This window comes from Thermoactinomyces sp. CICC 23799, from assembly GCF_016055145.1.
GTDB classification, from domain to species: domain Bacteria; phylum Bacillota; class Bacilli; order Thermoactinomycetales; family Thermoactinomycetaceae; genus Thermoactinomyces; species Thermoactinomyces intermedius.
In genome coordinates, this window is the sequence record NZ_JAECVV010000008.1 from 65,026 (window position 1) to 81,565 (window position 16,540).

15 protein-coding genes and 1 riboswitch are annotated in these 16,540 nt (G+C 46.6%); of the genes, 11 read left to right on the plus strand and 4 right to left on the minus strand.

Going from position 1 to position 16,540, the window contains the following annotated elements:
* Positions 1-95: 95 nt before the first annotated feature.
* Entirely contained in the window at positions 96-1,415 is a 1,320-nt protein-coding gene (locus I8U21_RS11595) for a helix-turn-helix domain-containing protein (RefSeq protein WP_198053959.1), read from the minus strand.
* A 231-nt stretch (positions 1,416-1,646) separates the two neighbouring features.
* Entirely contained in the window at positions 1,647-2,057 is a 411-nt protein-coding gene (locus I8U21_RS11600; protein ID WP_181731956.1) for an NUDIX domain-containing protein, read from the minus strand.
* Positions 2,058-2,200: 143 nt separating this feature from the next.
* Between I8U21_RS11600 and I8U21_RS11605 the strand changes: the two genes are divergently transcribed.
* The 6 genes from I8U21_RS11605 (at position 2,201) to trxA (ending at position 8,650) form a co-directional block, all read left to right on the plus strand.
* Complete coding sequence (locus I8U21_RS11605; protein ID WP_181731955.1) at positions 2,201-3,694, plus strand: spore germination protein; 1,494 nt, start codon at positions 2,201-2,203, stop codon at positions 3,692-3,694.
* Positions 3,695-3,908: 214 nt separating this feature from the next.
* On the plus strand, positions 3,909-5,612 hold the full coding sequence (locus I8U21_RS11610) for a long-chain-fatty-acid--CoA ligase (protein ID WP_198053960.1): 1,704 nt from the start codon (positions 3,909-3,911) through the stop codon (positions 5,610-5,612).
* 140 nt (positions 5,613-5,752) lie between these two features.
* Entirely contained in the window at positions 5,753-6,337 is a 585-nt protein-coding gene (locus I8U21_RS11615) for a fatty acid metabolism transcriptional regulator FadR (protein ID WP_181731953.1), read from the plus strand.
* 30 nt (positions 6,338-6,367) lie between these two features.
* Positions 6,368-7,147, plus strand: a complete 780-nt coding sequence (locus I8U21_RS11620) for an electron transfer flavoprotein subunit beta/FixA family protein (protein WP_181731952.1) — start codon at positions 6,368-6,370, stop codon at positions 7,145-7,147.
* Between the two features lie 19 nt (positions 7,148-7,166).
* Complete coding sequence (locus I8U21_RS11625; RefSeq protein ID WP_198053961.1) at positions 7,167-8,153, plus strand: electron transfer flavoprotein subunit alpha/FixB family protein; 987 nt, start codon at positions 7,167-7,169, stop codon at positions 8,151-8,153.
* 173 nt (positions 8,154-8,326) lie between these two features.
* Positions 8,327-8,650 (plus strand): thioredoxin, encoded by a 324-nt coding sequence (gene trxA, locus I8U21_RS11630; RefSeq protein WP_049719804.1) that lies wholly within the window; start codon positions 8,327-8,329, stop codon positions 8,648-8,650.
* Positions 8,651-8,703: 53 nt separating this feature from the next.
* Here the strand turns inward: trxA and I8U21_RS11635 are convergent, their stop codons facing one another.
* Positions 8,704-9,483 carry a hypothetical protein gene (locus I8U21_RS11635; RefSeq protein WP_181731950.1) on the minus strand — a complete coding sequence of 260 codons (780 nt, stop codon included), beginning with the start codon at positions 9,481-9,483 and terminating at the stop codon, positions 8,704-8,706.
* A gap of 238 nt (positions 9,484-9,721) precedes the next feature.
* Between I8U21_RS11635 and uvrC the strand changes: the two genes are divergently transcribed.
* The 4 genes from uvrC (at position 9,722) to I8U21_RS11655 (ending at position 14,594) form a co-directional block, all read left to right on the plus strand.
* Positions 9,722-11,488 carry an excinuclease ABC subunit UvrC gene (uvrC, locus tag I8U21_RS11640; RefSeq protein WP_255516968.1) on the plus strand — a complete coding sequence of 589 codons (1,767 nt, stop codon included), beginning with the start codon at positions 9,722-9,724 and terminating at the stop codon, positions 11,486-11,488.
* A gap of 69 nt (positions 11,489-11,557) precedes the next feature.
* Complete coding sequence (locus I8U21_RS11645; RefSeq protein ID WP_181731948.1) at positions 11,558-12,055, plus strand: DnaD domain protein; 498 nt, start codon at positions 11,558-11,560, stop codon at positions 12,053-12,055.
* Positions 12,056-12,258: 203 nt separating this feature from the next.
* Positions 12,259-13,020 carry a lysophospholipid acyltransferase family protein gene (locus I8U21_RS11650; protein WP_181731947.1) on the plus strand — a complete coding sequence of 254 codons (762 nt, stop codon included), beginning with the start codon at positions 12,259-12,261 and terminating at the stop codon, positions 13,018-13,020.
* Positions 13,021-13,028: 8 nt separating this feature from the next.
* Complete coding sequence (locus tag I8U21_RS11655) at positions 13,029-14,594, plus strand: phytoene desaturase family protein (RefSeq protein ID WP_198053963.1); 1,566 nt, start codon at positions 13,029-13,031, stop codon at positions 14,592-14,594.
* Here the strand turns inward: I8U21_RS11655 and I8U21_RS11660 are convergent.
* Entirely contained in the window at positions 14,591-14,764 is a 174-nt protein-coding gene (locus I8U21_RS11660) for a twin-arginine translocase TatA/TatE family subunit (RefSeq protein ID WP_062842883.1), read from the minus strand. The two genes, I8U21_RS11655 and I8U21_RS11660, sit on opposite strands and share 4 nt — an antisense overlap.
* 195 nt (positions 14,765-14,959) lie before the next feature.
* Positions 14,960-15,144, plus strand: a riboswitch (Lysine riboswitch).
* Positions 15,145-15,256: 112 nt separating this feature from the next.
* Between I8U21_RS11660 and I8U21_RS11665 the strand changes: the two genes are divergently transcribed.
* A complete protein-coding gene (locus tag I8U21_RS11665; RefSeq protein ID WP_198053964.1) occupies positions 15,257-16,516 on the plus strand; it encodes an aspartate kinase in 1,260 nt (419 codons plus the stop codon).
* The last annotated feature ends 24 nt before the right edge of the window (positions 16,517-16,540 follow it).

Here is a 16,540-nt window from a genome sequence, read left to right on the forward strand (position 1 = left end):
CACAGATGAAAAATCCGGTGATGAAAATAGCATCCCCCGGTAAAGGAAACTCATTCTTCCTGAAAGGGGGATGCCGGCGGTGAAGCAAATTGCATTTACACTTCCATGACTTCCAGATCCCGTAACCGGAGTTGTTGCAATTCACCCAGCATTTTTATGTATTTTTCTTTTTCTCCTAATTTTTTCCAGCATTCGGATAAATTGAGCAAGGCCTTTTCCATGAGCCGGGGATAGTTGCAGGAACTGGCGATGTTTAAGGCTTCTTCGTAAGGATCAACGGCTTTCGGGTATTGTCCGTTTTCAAAGTAATAATCGCCCAAAGCCATCAACGATTCACAGTAACGGTGGGAATCATTATATTTTTTTCCGCGTTCCACGGCTGTGGACAAGCTGAGGTATGCTTCGCGGTTTTTGTTCATCTTGCTGTATAATTTCCCGAGCCGGGTCAAGGTTGACACAAGTAAAACTTTTTTGTCTTTCAGCTTGTTTTCCAAGCGGAGAGCCAGTTGATAACAATTTTCGGCGGTCTGGTAGTCATTGGCGTTTTGCAGGATGTTTCCCCATACGGTCAACAATTCGACCGCCTGTTCATGCGCGCCGTTTGTACGCGCGATATGTAATCCTTCCCGGGCGTATTTTAAGGCTTCATCATATTTTTTCTTTTTATTTAACAAAGCGGCTTTTAATTCATACATATGGAGTTTGACTCTCAGGCTGTTGATTTGTCCGATCCTTGCCCACAAGTCATTCAGTATTTGCAAAGCTTCATCGGTGCGGTACAGTTTTTCCAGATAAGTGGCTTTGGCAATCATTAAATAGTCATAAAGATCGGAAGGATTTTCTCCCGGTTGAAAGGCGTTCAGTCCTTGTTCGTTATAATCCAGCGCTTGATCCAAATGATCCCGGCGGTAATAAATTTGTCCCAGTTCATAAAAGCAAGCCGATCTAATATTGGGATCGGAGGCGTGATTTTTCTTTTCAATGGCATGGATGGATTGGAGAAAAAAATGTTCCGCTTTATTTAATTTATTTTTCTTCACATAGCACAGGCCTTTTAAATAATAGATCTTGTCTAAATAATAATCTTTTCCTTTGGATTGTAATTTGCGGAGCTGTTCCAAAGCCGCATCGCAATCCAATCGAATGCAGGTTTCAATTAAAAACAGCAAGTTTTCCGTTTTGTTGCGCTCGCCGTTTTCCTGACGAATCAGGGAAGGGAGTTGGGAAACGTCAAATCCGAGTTTTTGGCAATAATAAAGCCGGTTTTGCGGTTTGACGGTGGGAACGCCGCGCTCAATGCTGGAGATGGTGGCAAATGAAATTTGATCATCCTCCAAATCCACCAGTCTGAGCCCCCGCTTTTTACGGACTTTTCGCAAAGCTTCTCCCAAAACTTTTAAATCAAGTTCGTTCAAAAAGATCACCTCTTTGCCTCTATCATATTTTGAAATATCATATTTGTCTATATATTTTCTTCGCGAGAGTATAAATTTTTAAGGTTTAATCAATGGCTTTTTTAAACGATGGAGGAGTTCATGCGGTTTTTGCGGGGTGGCCATCATTTAAAAATCATGGAACTTTAATGAAATAAACGATGTTGTAACGAGTCCGGGCTTCTTGCGTGATGTGCCTGGCGAAACCGCCTGTCACCCGGACAGATGAAAGCCTTGCAAGATGGAATCCTTGGTTTCCGCGCTCAGAAGGTAATGTCCGACTTCCTTTTCGTAGATCCACTGATAAGCTGAATGAGCTTCACTTAATCGGATGCGGGACGGATCATCGTGCATCTCAACCGGATATACGATTTCCACTGTATGCCGTTTCCCGTTGGCTGAGACATAAGAGAATGTTTTATAAGGTTTTTTCACTTCAATATGTAAATTCACTTCTTCGCGAAATTCCCGTTTTAAAGCTTGTACGGGATCTTCGCCAAAATCAACCTTGCCGCCGGGCAATTCATAGAAGCCGGTCAAAAAAGTTTCCTGCAAAGATCTTTGAATAATGAGCGTTTTTTCTTGATGATAAACAAAGCCGGTGCAGACAATGTTTTGAACCATTTCTTTTCCCTCCGTTTCGGTTGTTTTCGATCCGGAATCAAGTCGTCCGGACTAAAAATCTTTTGATTCCGCCGGGGTCTAACCTGTCCGGAGCCGGGCAATAATGGAGACAGGATGCAGGCAAATGTAAAGGTGGATGCCGGATGAGTGAGCTCAAAACCCAGTGGTGGGAGCATGCAACGCTTCATAAGGATTTGGAACGAAACACCGAAATGCTCAATGAGATATTGGGAGTCGGCCAAAGTTTTGATATGATTTGCCGCCCGATGACTTATGGAAAGAAAGCATGCACCTTCTATTTTGTGGACGGTTTTGTGAAGGACGAAATCATGAATTACATCATGGACCGTCTCGCCGATTTGAGGGCGGAAGATTTGAAAACTGATGCTTTGCAACGGCTGTTGAAGAGGGAAATAGCGTATGTGGAAGCGGAATTGACCGATCAGGTGAAAAAAATTGTCACTTCGGTGTTGTCCGGTGCCGCCGCCATGTTGATGGAAGGCGAATCGTCCGCCATTATCATTGATGCCCGGACTTATCCGGCACGCGGTCCTGAGGAGCCGGACATTGAGAGAGTGGTCAGGGGAGCCAGAGACGGGTTTGTCGAAACGCTGGTTTTTAACACGGCTTTGACACGCCGGCATGTACGGGATCCCGGATTGCGGATGGAACACATGCAAGTCGGGCGCCGGTCAAAAACCGATGTCTGCCTTTCCTATGTGGAAGATTTGGCGGATCCCCGTGTTGTGAATGAGTTGCGGGAGGCGATTCAAAAGATTGATACGGACAGTTTGCACATGGCGGAAAAAACATTGGAAGAGCATTTGTTTAAACGTTATTGGAATCCTTATCCGATGGTGCGCTTTACCGAGCGCCCCGATGTGGCGGCGGTTCACCTGATGGAAGGGCATGTGCTGATCTATGTGGATACATCCCCCAGTGTGATGATCACCCCGTCCACATTTTTTCATCATCTGCAACATGCAGAGGAGTACCGCCAACAACCGGTGGTTGGTGCATTTTTACGCTTGATCCGGTTTCTGGCGATGGGCATTTCAATTTTTTTGCTGCCGCTGTGGTATTTGCTTTCCACGCGTCCCGAACATCTTCCTTCTTTTCTTCAATTTCTTGCCGTGCAAAACACCGCGGACGTTCCGCTGTTTGTTCAAATTCTCATTGCGGAAACCGGGGTGGAAATTTTGCGGATGGCTTCCATTCACACCCCTTCTCCCTTGGCGACGGCGATGGGATTGATTGCCGGCGTCTTATTGGGGGAGATCGGAATCAAAATCGGATGGTTCATTCCGGAAGTGGTTTTGTATGTGGCATTGGCAGTGATCGGAACGTTTGCGTCCCCCAGCTATGAGATGGGGATGGCAAACAAAATGGTCCGCTTCGGTTTGTTGGTCGCAGCGGCACTCTTTGGCTGGGCCGGATTTATCATTGCCTGTATCGCCTGGGTTGTCTGGTTGGCACGGATTGAAGTATTGGTGACTCCTTATTTATGGCCGTTGATTCCGTTTAACGGAAAAGCTTTGCTGGATGTTTTGATCCGGACGCCCATGCCCAACAAAACCAAAAGGCCCAGCGGCATCTCGCCGCAAGATCCGGATCGGCAGGCAAAGCCGGAAACGTGACGGGGATTTTGCTCAAACAAAGAGAAATTTTGCAAGGCAAGGGGATGCCTTGCTTTTTTTATGGCAAAAAAACACACGGATATCGAATATTTCCAAAAAACAAATCTTTAAAAATAACGTGAAATTAGATAAAATAACTTTTAGTTAATTATTTTTTATTATAAAAATATATAAAATTATGAATGACTATTCAGTCGAAAAAGGAGGAGTTCAGATGGCTGAAAATGAAAAAATATGGCTTCGTCATTATCCTCCGGAAGTTCCAGCAACTTTGGACTATCCAGAAGTTCCGTTAACACAGTTTCTGCTTGATGCCGCCAAAGATTATCCAGAGCGGGACGCTTTTGATTTTATGGGAAAAAGCATGACGTTTCGGGAGTTGTTGGATGAAGTTTATCGCTTTGCCGCTGCATTGAAAGAATTGGGAGTGCAAAAAGGGGAATGTGTGGGCATCATGCTTCCCAATACGCCTCAGGGAATCATTGCTTATTATGCGGTCTTGATGGTCGGCGGCATTGTGGTTCAAATTAATCCATTATATATGAAAAAAGAATTGAAGCACCAATTGGCTGACTCCGGGGCCACAACGATTGTCTGCCTGGATTTGGTGTGGCCGAGGGTGCAGGAAGTAAAACCGGAAACAAAACTGAAACGGGTGATCGTAACCCGGTTGAGCGATTATCTGCCCGTTCCGAAAAACTGGCTGTTTCAGCTCAAATCCAAACTTGCGGGCGAAAGTGTAAGCGTTAACTATGGCGGGGACACGTATTCTTTTGTTTCTCTTGTGAAAAAGTCGAGTCCCGAGCCGATGGAGCCGGTCTTTGAATCGGCGGATGACATCGCGTTGCTCCAATATACCGGCGGGACGACAGGGCTTGCGAAAGGGGCGATGTTGACCCATCGCAATCTGGTGGCAAACTGTTGCCAGGCCGAAGCGTGGTTGTATAAGGCCAAACGGACCGAGCCGCAATCCTTTGTCGGGGCTTTGCCGTTTTTTCATGTGTATGGCATGACCACCGTGATGAACCTGGGAATGAAAATGGCAGCCAAAATCATTTTGATTCCTAAGTTTGACACGGATTTGGTGTTGAAAAAGATTCAGGAACACAAACCCACCTTCTTCCCCGGGGCTCCCACGATGTATGTGGGGCTGATCAATCATCCCAAAATCAGCCAATACGACTTGTCCTCGGTGGATGCTTGCTTGAGCGGTTCCGCACCACTTCCGCTGGAGGTGCAGGAAAAATTTGAAGAGTTGTCCGGCGGATTGCTGGTGGAAGGATACGGTATGACGGAAACTTCACCGGTAACCCATGCCAATTTGTTGTGGGACCGCAAAAAAAGCGGAACCATCGGTTTGCCCTGGCCGGATACCGATGCGAGAATTGTTGACGTTGAAACAGGAGAAGTGCTTCCTCCCGGGCACGAGGGGGAATTGCAAGTCAAAGGGCCGCAAGTGATGAAAGGGTATTGGAACCGTCCGGAGGAAACGGAGAAAGTGCTGAAAGACGGATGGATGTGTACAGGGGATATTGCCAAAATGGATGAAGACGGGTATTTCTATATTCTCGACCGGAAGAAAGATGTCATCATTGCTGGCGGGTTCAATATTTATCCCCGGGAAGTCGAAGACATCCTGTACGAACATGAAGCGGTCAAAGAAGCAGCGGTGATCGGCGTGAAAGATGATTACCGGGGCGAGACGGTGAAAGCGTTCATCGTTTTAAAAGAAGGGCATTCGGTGACCGAAAAGGAATTGGACCGGTTCTGCCGCGAACGGCTGGCCAAATTTAAAGTTCCCCGCTTGTATGAGTTCCGCAAGGAATTACCCAAAAGCTCCATCGGAAAAGTGTTGCGGCGGGTGTTGGCGGACGAAGAAAAAGAGCGGTCTATGCAATTAAACAAAAAGAATGCATAAATTTATCTTGAAAATTTCTATAATAGGATTAATTTGATATAATAAAATCTGTTCAAATCAATTGACAATTGAAAGCGGTTATCCTAAACTAAAAATTGAATGAATAGTCATTCATAAAAGGCCGGAGAGGATTTGGAGAGATGGCTAAAAGAACCGGGGAAAAATATGAAGCAATCATTGACGCTGCAGTAAGAGTGATTGCCGAATATGGTTATCATAATGCCCAGATATCTAAGATTGCCCGTGAAGCCAAGGTGGCTGACGGCACCATCTATCTTTATTTTGAAAACAAGGATGATGTCTTGGTTTCACTGTTTGATGAAAAAATGGGTTCCTTTATCAGCCAGGCCGAAAAAGAATTGAGTCAAATCACATCCCCTGAAGAGCAACTGTACCATTTGATCAAACTCCATTTCGAAAACTTGGAAAAAGACCGCAAATTGGCACTGGTTACCCAAATCGAACTGAGGCAGTCCAATCCGGAAGTGCGAAAAGGAATCAACAATATCTTAAAGAGGTACTTGGATATCATTGACAATGTCATTTTAAACGGAAAAAAGGCGGGTGTGTTTCACGAAGATCTGGATGTGCGGATTGCCCGCAGAATGGTGTTTGGAACCTTGGATGAAACGGTGACATCTTGGATTATGAATGGTTTTAAATACAGCCTGTTGGACCAGATCGACGAGATTCACCGTTTATTCATTCATGGGATGAAGAAATAAAAAACAGCCGATAACAAGGGGGAGTGGAAGATGAACATTCTCGTTTGTCTCAAGCAGACGTTTGACACCGAAGAAAAAATCACGATTGAAAATGGTCAGATCAGTGAGGATGGCGTCGAGTTTGTGATCAACCCTTATGATGAATATGCGGTGGAAGAAGCCGTCCGCCTGAAAGAAGAGCACGGCGGGGAAGTGACGGTCATCACCATCGGTCCGGAACGGGCTGAACAAGCACTTCGCACCGCCATGGCCATGGGGGCGGACAAAGGAGTCATTGTCGATACCGAAGATCTTGATGAAGAACTGGATGAACATTCCGTCGCCCAAATCCTGGCTGCGACGATCGAAGAAGAAGACCTGGAATATGACATTATTTTGTGCGGATACATGGCTGTGGATGACGGGTCTGCCCAAGTGGGGCCCAGACTGGCTGAATTGCTCGGGATTCCCCATATTTCCACCATTACCAAATTGGAAATTGAGGGCGAAAAAGTTTCAGTGGAAAAAGACGTGGAAGGGGATGTTGAATACATCGAATCAACCCTCCCGATTTTGGTGACGGCACAGCAAGGATTGAATGATCCTCGTTATCCTTCGCTTCCCGGAATTATGAAAGCCAAAAAGAAACCGCTTTCCCGTTTGGATCTGGATGATTTGGACTTGGAAGAAGAAGAGATTCAGGCCAAAACCGAAACGACCGAAGTATTCCTGCCGCCCAAAAAACAAGCAGGAAAAATTTTGGAAGGCGAGTTGGAAGATCAGGTAAAAGAATTGGTTCAATTGTTGCACTCTGAAGCAAAGGTGATTTAACAGCGAGGAGGAGCGAATCATGAGCAAACATGTATTGGTTCTTGCAGACGTGCGTGAGGGGAAACTCAGAAATGTGACATTTGAATCGCTGGCAGCGGCAAAACAGGTGGCAGAAGGCGGGACGGTCACCGCCACGGTTTTCGGCAGTTTTGCCAAAGATTTGGCGGAACCGCTGGCCCATCATGGTGCCGATAAAGTGATCGTTGTGGAAAACGGCGAATTGGATCAATATACCACGGATGCTTATTTCCAAGCCTTTAAAAAAGTGATTGAGCATGTCAACCCGGATGTGATTTTTACCGGCCACACGGCGGTGGGAAAAGATTTGTGCCCGCGCATTGCGGCCCGTTTGGGTTACGGGTTGATCAGCGATTGCACCCATATTGAGGTGGAAGATGGAAAAGTTGTCTTCACCCGCCCCATCTACGCAGGGAAAGCGTTTGTGAAAAAAGTGGTGAAAGACGGCGTGATCTTTGCAACATTCCGCCCCAACAATATTCCAAAGGAAGAGCCGGATCCCGGCCGTACGCCGGATGTTGAGGCGCTCAGCGTGGATCTGGACAAAGATTTATTGCGGACCATTGTCAAAAATGTGGTTAAAAAAGCTTCGGACGGCGTGGATTTGACCGAAGCACGCGTGGTCGTCTCCGGAGGTCGCGGGGTGAAAAGTGAGGAAGGATTCAAACCCCTGTACGAGCTGGCGGATGTATTGGGAGGAGCCGTCGGCGCTTCCCGGGGGGCTTGCGATTCCGGATATTGTGACTATACGTTGCAAATCGGTCAAACCGGTAAAGTGGTGACCCCCGATTTGTACATTGCCTGTGGAATTTCAGGAGCAATCCAGCATTTGGCGGGGATGTCCAACTCCAAAGTCATCGTTGCGATCAACAAAGACCCGGAAGCTCCGATTTTCCAAGTGGCGGATTACGGCATCGTCGGCGACTTGTTTGAAGTGGTTCCGATGCTGACGGAAGAGTTTAAAAAGTTGTTAAGTGAACAGCAATAAGGAATGATATTGGATTAGGATGGAAGAGCACTCCCCTTGTGCTCTTCTTTTTGGTTTACTAACAAAATGACTTGGTACTTTTTTTTCTAAAGTGGTATACTACACTGTGAAAGCCAAAGATGTTTTTGGTTTGGATCATGATGCGCAAGCAAAATTTAAGGAGGCAGTAACGAATGGCAATCGTGGAAATTACGGATGAAAATTTTGATAAAGAAGTACAAAGCAAAGAAGCGGGGACCGTTTTGGTTGACTTTTGGGCTCCGTGGTGTGGTCCGTGCCGCATGCTGGCACCCGAATTGGAAAAAGTGGATGAAGAAATGGGCGACCAATTGAAAATTGCCAAAGTGAATGTGGACAACAGCCCTGAAACGGCCGGGAAATTCGGAGTCATGAGTGTGCCGACTTTGATGGTGTTCAAAGACGGGGAAATGGTTTCCAAAATGGTCGGGGCTCAACCGAAAGAACAATTGGTGGCCTGGTTGAAAGAATATGTTTGATGGATGTGCATCAGGCGATGCCGGTTGGCGTCGCCTTTTGTTTTTATGTGATCTTAAGCGGTCTCTTGATCAGCCGGACGAAATTCCGGTTCAATTTTGTCTTTATATCTTTTGACATAAACGGATAAAGCAAACAGTGACGGGAAGGTGATTGTAAGTTGTGCTACCAAACTTGAAATCAATAAGACAACAGGATGTGAGTCCGATAATCCAAACACCATGTAAATGGCGATGATGAGCAAAGATCCCGCCAACCAGAAAATAATTGAAAGAGCAAGGTAAGCCCCAAATGCAGCCAGAAGAGAAAGAAAAATTTTTTTGAAAGCTTTTTTCAGCATAACAAAGGCATGTTTAATCGATTGCCAGCTTCTCATTCCGTCTTTTAAAACCAGAACCGAAGATTGAACAGACAAATAAGACAACAAAGCAATCAAGCCGATTGAAAGCAATATGGCTGCCAAAACTGCCAACGGAGGAAAAAATAAAAAGAGAAAAACCACTAAAAAAGTAACCAGCACAGCCGGAATGGACAATAAATAAATACATAAACCGAGTCTTAAAATTTTCCAGTAATTCGGCAACATTTCCTGAAGCAAAACCGGAACGGAAGCTTCACTTTTATAGTGAGCGGAAATGGTCACCGACATAATTCCCCCGCTAAGGGCAGGAGTTAATATGATTAAAATGATGACAGATACAAAAGCCCAGGCTGTTGGTTCTTCGGTTACCGGATCGATATTCACATAGATAAAAAATGTAAAAACCGCCAAGAGCAATGAAACAATCAGATAGGACAGATAAAGGTTCTTTTGGACTTGGTCTTTTAAAAACATATTAAATCACCTACATAAATTTTATGTATTTATTGAGACAGTACAGATCTTTATACTAAAATATGTTGTGTATTTTTTCAAGTTTTATTTCGAATTTTATGAATGATCTGCGTGGAAGATGCGTAATCTTTTTTCGTGAGGAGCGAAGGGTAATATGCTAAACTATAAATAGTTAACTTGGCAAACAGAAAAATGTTTATGGATATAAATGAAATTAAATTCAGGAGGGGGGACTTGTTTGGAGATAAAAGACAAGCTTTCTCTGTTACCGGAGAAACCCGGTTGTTACTTGATGTTAAATCAAGACCGGGAAGTGATTTACGTCGGCAAGGCGAAAAATTTGCGAAACCGGGTCCGTTCTTATTTTACGGGGAGCCATGACGGAAAAACCCAACGCTTGGTGATGGACATCGCCGATTTTGAGTACATTGTCACGTCCAATCACGTGGAGGCTCTGATTTTGGAGCTGAATCTGATCAAAAAACACCGCCCGAAATATAACGTGATGTTAAAAGACGACAAATCGTACCCTTACATCCGGCTGACCAAAGAAAGACATCCCCGCCTGGAAGTGACCCGGAACTTAAAAAAGGATGGTTCCAAGTACTTCGGACCCTATCCCCATGCCGGAGCGGCTCAACACACCAAAAAATTATTGGACCGCTTGTTTCCGCTGCGCAAATGCAAAACCATCCCCAAACGGGTTTGCCTGTATTACCATATGGGACAATGCCTGGCTCCTTGTGAAATGGATGTGGATCCGGACGATTACGAGAAAATAACAAAGAAAATCGTCCGCTTTTTAAACGGGGGCGTCGCGGAACTGAAAAAAGAATTGCAAAGGAAAATGGAAGAAGCGGCGGAAAATTTGGAGTTTGAACAAGCCAAAGAGTACCGGGACCTGCTTTTGGACATTGACTCGACCATCGAAAAACAAAACATTGTCCTTCCTGCTCAACAGAATTTGGACATCTTTGGCTATGCGGCGGAAAAGGGCTGGATGTGTGTCCAAGTGTTTTTTGTGCGCCAGGGAAAATTGATCGAACGGGAAGTATCGGTGTTTCCGCATTACCACGAGGCAGAAGAAGATTTTGTTTCTTTTGTCGCCCAGTTTTATCATGAAATGCCCACACTCCCGAAAGAAATCCATTTGCCTCAAGGAGTGGATCCGGACATTCTCAAAAAAATGCTTCCGGAAGTTCATATTCATGTTCCCCGGCGCGGCAACAAAAAGAATCTGGTGAACATGGCCACCGAAAATGCGGAGATTGCCCTGAAAGAGCGTTTCCAATTGTTGGAGCGGGACGAGCAAAAGACGTGGAATGCGTTGGAAGGTTTGAGCCGGGCGCTTGAAATCGGGTTGCCCCGACGGATTGAAGCATTTGACAACTCCAATATTCAAGGAACCGATCCGGTGTCGGCGATGGTATGTTTTATCGATGGGAAACCGGCCAAAAAAGAATACCGCAAATACCGGATCCGGACCGTTTCCGGCCCCAATGACGTCGAGACCATGCGGGAAGTGATCCGGCGCCGGTATACGCGCGTTTTGAAAGAGAACCGTCCGTTGCCGGATCTGGTCTTGGTGGACGGCGGAAAAGCGCAAATCCATGCGGCCATGGATGTGTTGGAAAACGAATTGGGATTGTTTATCCCGGTCGGCGGCATGGTGAAAGATGACAAACACCAGACAGCCAAACTGATGGCCGGGGATCCGGTGGAGGAAGTGAAGTTGGAGCGGGGGAGCGACACGTTTTTCCTGATCCAGCGCATTCAGGAAGAAGTACACCGCTTTGCTATCACGTTTCACCGGCAGGTTCGCGGCAAAAGCATGTTCCAATCCGAGTTGGATAAAATCCAGGGAGTCGGGCCGAAACGAAAGCAACGGCTTTATCAACATTTCGGATCCATTGAAAACATGAAAAAAGCTTCCATCGAAGAGTTTCGGAAGGCGGGTATTGGTGATCAGCTTGCCCGGACCATTTTGAAGGAGTTAAACCAATAAGATCCTCGCCGTCGGGAGGGTGAGGATCTTTTTTGCCAATCGATCATTTGATGTAAGGAGGACTTCCAGGTGCGTGACATTCATGAGAAAATCGAAGCCATGGATCCCGTTTATTTTCTTCGTCAATATTCAGGGGGACAAGCCGTTTCGAAACAAATGGTGCAGTTGATTTATGAATTAAAAGAAAGGTACTCTTTTTCCAACGGGGTCATCAACGTTTTACTCGAATTTTGCATGTTGGAAAATAACTATAAGATCACCCGTGCCGATGTACTCAACCTGGCGGAAGATTTATTCCGGAGAAACATTGCCACGGGAAAAGAAGCATTGCATTATTTAAAAAGTTTGCAAAAGCGGAAACACCCGTCTTCACCCCCTGATGCTTCGCGCACCTCCAATCCGGAAAGCCGGGAATACAATATGGAATATGTGGAGACCAATATTGCTTTGCTGGCCAGACAGCTGCATGAGTTGCGAAAGGAAATCAAAGAATCTTTTGTGAAAATGGATCAACAATTGGATCAGATTGAATTACGGCTGAAACAATTGTCTAATCTGATGAAATAAAAAGGAAAAGATAAAAAAGACCTGCAGGGGTCTTTTTTCTTTTTTGGACGAATCGGGTATAATCCTTGATTGGTTTGATGCTTGGCAGGAAGTCTTCCCGGCCGAAAAGAACAAGAGTTTACGAAGAAAGTATACAGGGCGTCATGTGCCATACAGATCCTTATGTTTGTTTCAGGGGAAAATCGGGGAAAGGAGAAATGCGTATGAGGGAAAAATCCGGGGAACAAAACCTTGTCGCCGATTGGGTTTGGCAGGTTTATCTGACAAGGAAATTAAAAAAACACTTTGCCCGTGTGTATGTTCGGTGCAGCGAGCAAATCAACGTTTCAATTCCTACATTATATATGGCCAATCATGCAAGTTGGTGGGATCTTTATCTGGCCATGTGGATCAGCCGGAACTACTTGCGGCAAGATGCTTATTTTTTGGTGAATGAAGAGGAAACCGACACGTATGGATGGCTGGGGCAGGAAGAGGTGCTCTCTTTTGACGGGGATTCCTATCAACAAATTCAAGAAGCTTTGGAACACGGCGCAGAAATCCTGGATGGAAGGTTTGGCTCGCTTTGGGTTTTCGGGCAGGGAGAAGTGAAACATCCGGATTTTCGCCCGCTTCGTTTTTTGCCGGGATTGGGCTCATTGCTTGAAAAGGTGAAACATGTGCAAGTGGTGCCGGTTGCGTTTTATTATTCCATGACCGGACGTTTTCCGGAAGCTTGTGTCCAATTGTCTGCACCGATTGTGCCTTCCACTTTTGAACAGGGAAACCGCCGGGCGTGGATTGCCGCCTGCAGTAAGGAACTCACGTATCATCTGGATATGGTCAAAGAGCAGGTCATTTCCGAAAATCTTGGCGATTTTGAGTGTGTACTGGCAGGAACCATGGCCGGGGACCATCCGTGGCCGCCGGTGGAAGATTGGAAAAAACAGATTGAACAATGGATACAGAAAATAAAGAAAGGGTGACACGCTCCATGAAAAAGGGAATTGTCATTGGAGGCGGGATTGCCGGACTGGTGGCCGCGATCCGGCTGGCGGCATATGGCTATGAAATCACCTTGCTGGAAAAACAAAAAGAGTTGGGAGGGCGCTGTCGTTCTTATCAGCTGAATTCTTACTTTTTTGATGGGGAATTCGTGCCGGTCATGATGCCGGAAGTGATCGGGGAAGTTTACCGGGAAGCAGGAGAGGAATTGGATCCCGACTTGCGTTTTATTCCGCTTCCGGTCAACAGCCGCCATTTTTTTTATAATAAAACGGTCATTGACTTGTCGGCCGATCCGGATTATATGATGGAACAACTGACAGCTTTTTCCCCGGAAGAGCAAAACCGTTTCTTTGATTATTTGTCCGAAGCGCAGCGGATGTATGAAGTGATTGAAGATTATGTGATACGCAAACCCAACCGCAGCTGGACTGATTTTTTCCGGAACAAGGCGGTTTGGCATGGTTTGAAAGCCCACCCGTTTGAATCGCTGGATGCTTTTCACCGCCGCTACTTCAAGGACCACCGGCTGATCGCCATGATGAACCGGTATGCCCTGTACGTGGGTTCGTCTCCTTATCAGGCACCTGCAGCGTTGGCGATCTTAAGTTATCTGGAGATGGTGCACGGTTTAAGCTATGTCGAAGGCGGGAACCGGCGCTTGGTGGAGGCGTTGGTCCGGTTGGCCAAAAAGGTGGGGGTGATGATACATACCTCTTGTGAAGTGGAAGAGATCCTGGTCAAAGAAGGACAAGCGGCAGGGGTCAAGGCAGGCGGAGAAAAATGGGAGGCGGATTTTGTCATCAGCAATGTGGATGTGCAAGTAACGAAAAATAACTTCCTGGGAAGGAAAGAGGACAAACCGGAGCGGCTGAGCAGTTCCGGAATTTTGTGGTTGCTCGGGGTAAAGCAAAGCTATCCGCAATTGTTGCACCACAACTATTTTTATCCGGATGATGTCGGCCGGCAGTATATCGATATTTTTGAACAACAAAGATGGCCGGAGTCCCCTCTCATTTATGTCGGAAATTCCAGTGTGTCCGAACCGGACCGCGCCCCGGAAGGAGCCAGCAATCTCACGGTGATGGTGCCGGTGCCCTCGGGAAGCCGGGAGAATGTGGAAACCTACCGGGAACAACTGTTGTTTTTGCTGGACAAAGTATGGGGTTTGAAAGATTTGAAAAACCACATCGAAACGGAGCAAATCATGGGGCCGGCTGAGCTGGAGGAATTAACCGGTGCCAAGGGCGGAGCCTTGAACGGCCGGGCATTTCACGGTTTCCGGTCTTTGATCCGGCCGCCCATGAAAGATAAAAAAGTCCGGCGCCTGTATTACACGGGATCCACGACCTATCCGGGCCACGGAGGTGTTTCCGCCTCGGCTTTAAGCGGGCTCCATGTGGCACGGATTCTTCGCGATGATCATGAATACCTCATGGGATTGGAAGAAAAGCGGAAAGCAAAGCAATTAAAGAAAGAAGCCCGTCATGCTTCCAAAATAAAAACTGCTGACAAGGCACCGGTTTCCAGTCAGCAGAAAGGAATGAACGATTAATCCTTTTGAGAGTTTTTTTCTTCTTCTTTTTCCTTGCCGTTTAAGGCATCGCGGAAAGATTTCAATGTTTGTCCGGTGGCCCGTCCCAGCTCGGGCAGCTTTTTGGGCCCGAACAATAACAAGGCAACGACCAGAATAATGATCAGTCCGGGTAATCCGATGTTTGCCATGAAATTTCACCCCTTTATGTTGTTTATTATAATCTTTCAATCCGGTTTGTACCAGTGATGCTTTTTGTCAGTCGTTTCCCGTGAAGATTTTTCTTTGATTTAAAGAAAAAAAGTGTTTGAATGGATTGAATCCGGAACCCGGTTATGGTAAGATCGTAAAAAATCAGGACAATGAATAAATATTGCTCGCTGATCATGTGGACTAGAGGCGCGGCTTTTATGAGTACTTGTCCGGAGTGTCGGGACACGAGGATGGACAAGGAAAGGAAAATGCCGCCGAAGCTTGTGGGAAATCCCGATTGAACACAAGCTGGTGTTGTGCTCGAACAGGGGCAACACTGTCACAGAAGCCACGGCTTTTGTGGAGAGCTAATCCGCAGGGAATATGCGGGCTGGAGCGTTGGAAACCAAGGCGACAGCAAGCTATCTCTGCTGTGGCCTTCTGTTTTTTCTGAGCGAGTTTAGTCCAGCTGAGGAAAGAGGAGAGGAACCATGGGGATCGTTGTGCAAAAGTTTGGCGGTACTTCGGTGGGCGATGTCGCCAGGATTCATAAAGTGGCAGACCGGATCGCTGAAACCGCAAGACAGGGACATCAGTGTGTCATCGTGGTGTCAGCGATGGGAAAATCCACAGATGAGCTGGTTCATCTGGCCAATGAGATCAGTCCGCATCCGGAACCGAGAGAGATGGATATGCTCTTGGCCACTGGAGAACAAGTCAGCATCGCTTTGTTGACGATGGCGCTCAAAGAACGGGGATTGAAAGCAAGATCCATGACGGGGTGGCAAGCCGGAATCCAAACCGATCATGCGCATGGAAAAGCAAGGGTGACAAAAGTCCGCACCGAAGCCGTGCTTGAATGCCTGAACCAGGGTGAAGTCGTTGTGGTTGCAGGATTTCAGGGGATTTCCCCGGAGAATGAGATCACCACTTTGGGACGCGGAGGTTCCGATACAACGGCGGTTGTTTTGGCGGCAGCCCTGGGGGCGGATTGTTGTGAAATTTACACGGATGTGACCGGGGTCTTTACAGCTGACCCGCGCGTGGTGCCCGCCGCCCGGAAAATGGATGAAATCACTTATGAAGAAATGCTCGAACTGGCACACTTGGGAGCCGGCGTTCTTCATCCGCGTTCGGTGGAAACGGCGCTCCATCATCAAGTCCGATTGGTGGTCCGTTCCAGCTTTGTGGATGAACCCGGAACATGGGTGAAAGGGGAGAAAATCATGGAAAACGAGTTAAATGTACGGGGCATTGCTCATGATCTCGATGTTGCAAGAATCAAAGTGCTGGGCCTGCCCAACCGCGAAAATATGTTGTCGCAATTATTCGGACTCATCGGCGAAGCGAATATCAATGTCGACATTATTGTGCAAAGTGAACATGACCATCAGGAGATCGATGTGGCATTCAGTGTGCAAGAATCTGAAAAGGATGCAACGATTGAATTATTAGAATCGGCAAAAGATTCTCTGGGTTATGCCCAATTGATTTCCGAGTCCGGCCTTGCCAAGGTGTCTGCCGTGGGGATGGGCATGATGACAAAACCGGGAGTGGCCGCAAAAATGTTTGCCACACTGAGTGAAGCCGGAATCCGGGTGAAAATGGTTTCGACATCTGAAATTAAAATTTCGTGTGTGGTGGACAGGGAAGTGGCATTGGAAGCCGTTCGCCGGCTTCATACGGCTTTTGGCTTGGATCAAACGGAAGCGAAAGAACCCGTTCTGCAGGGGGTGGCCAAAGAGAGCTGATCTGAATCGGCTCTCTTTTTTTAT

What these genes read in the sequence shown, in the direction of transcription:
- I8U21_RS11655 (WP_198053963.1), top strand. Translation starts at nt 13,029, where the DNA reads ATGAAAAAGGGAATTGTCATTGGAGGCGGGATTGCCGGACTGGTGGCC.
- I8U21_RS11615 (WP_181731953.1), top strand. Translation starts at nt 5,753, where the DNA reads ATGGCTAAAAGAACCGGGGAAAAATATGAAGCAATCATTGACGCTGCA.
- I8U21_RS11635 (WP_181731950.1), bottom strand. Translation starts at nt 9,483, where the DNA reads ATGTTTTTAAAAGACCAAGTCCAAAAGAACCTTTATCTGTCCTATCTG.
- trxA (WP_049719804.1), top strand. Translation starts at nt 8,327, where the DNA reads ATGGCAATCGTGGAAATTACGGATGAAAATTTTGATAAAGAAGTACAA.
- I8U21_RS11605 (WP_181731955.1), top strand. Translation starts at nt 2,201, where the DNA reads ATGAGTGAGCTCAAAACCCAGTGGTGGGAGCATGCAACGCTTCATAAG.
- I8U21_RS11600 (WP_181731956.1), bottom strand. Translation starts at nt 2,057, where the DNA reads ATGGTTCAAAACATTGTCTGCACCGGCTTTGTTTATCATCAAGAAAAA.
- I8U21_RS11650 (WP_181731947.1), top strand. Translation starts at nt 12,259, where the DNA reads ATGAGGGAAAAATCCGGGGAACAAAACCTTGTCGCCGATTGGGTTTGG.
- I8U21_RS11665 (WP_198053964.1), top strand. Translation starts at nt 15,257, where the DNA reads ATGGGGATCGTTGTGCAAAAGTTTGGCGGTACTTCGGTGGGCGATGTC.
- I8U21_RS11610 (WP_198053960.1), top strand. Translation starts at nt 3,909, where the DNA reads ATGGCTGAAAATGAAAAAATATGGCTTCGTCATTATCCTCCGGAAGTT.
- I8U21_RS11620 (WP_181731952.1), top strand. Translation starts at nt 6,368, where the DNA reads ATGAACATTCTCGTTTGTCTCAAGCAGACGTTTGACACCGAAGAAAAA.
- I8U21_RS11625 (WP_198053961.1), top strand. Translation starts at nt 7,167, where the DNA reads ATGAGCAAACATGTATTGGTTCTTGCAGACGTGCGTGAGGGGAAACTC.
- I8U21_RS11660 (WP_062842883.1), bottom strand. Translation starts at nt 14,764, where the DNA reads ATGGCAAACATCGGATTACCCGGACTGATCATTATTCTGGTCGTTGCC.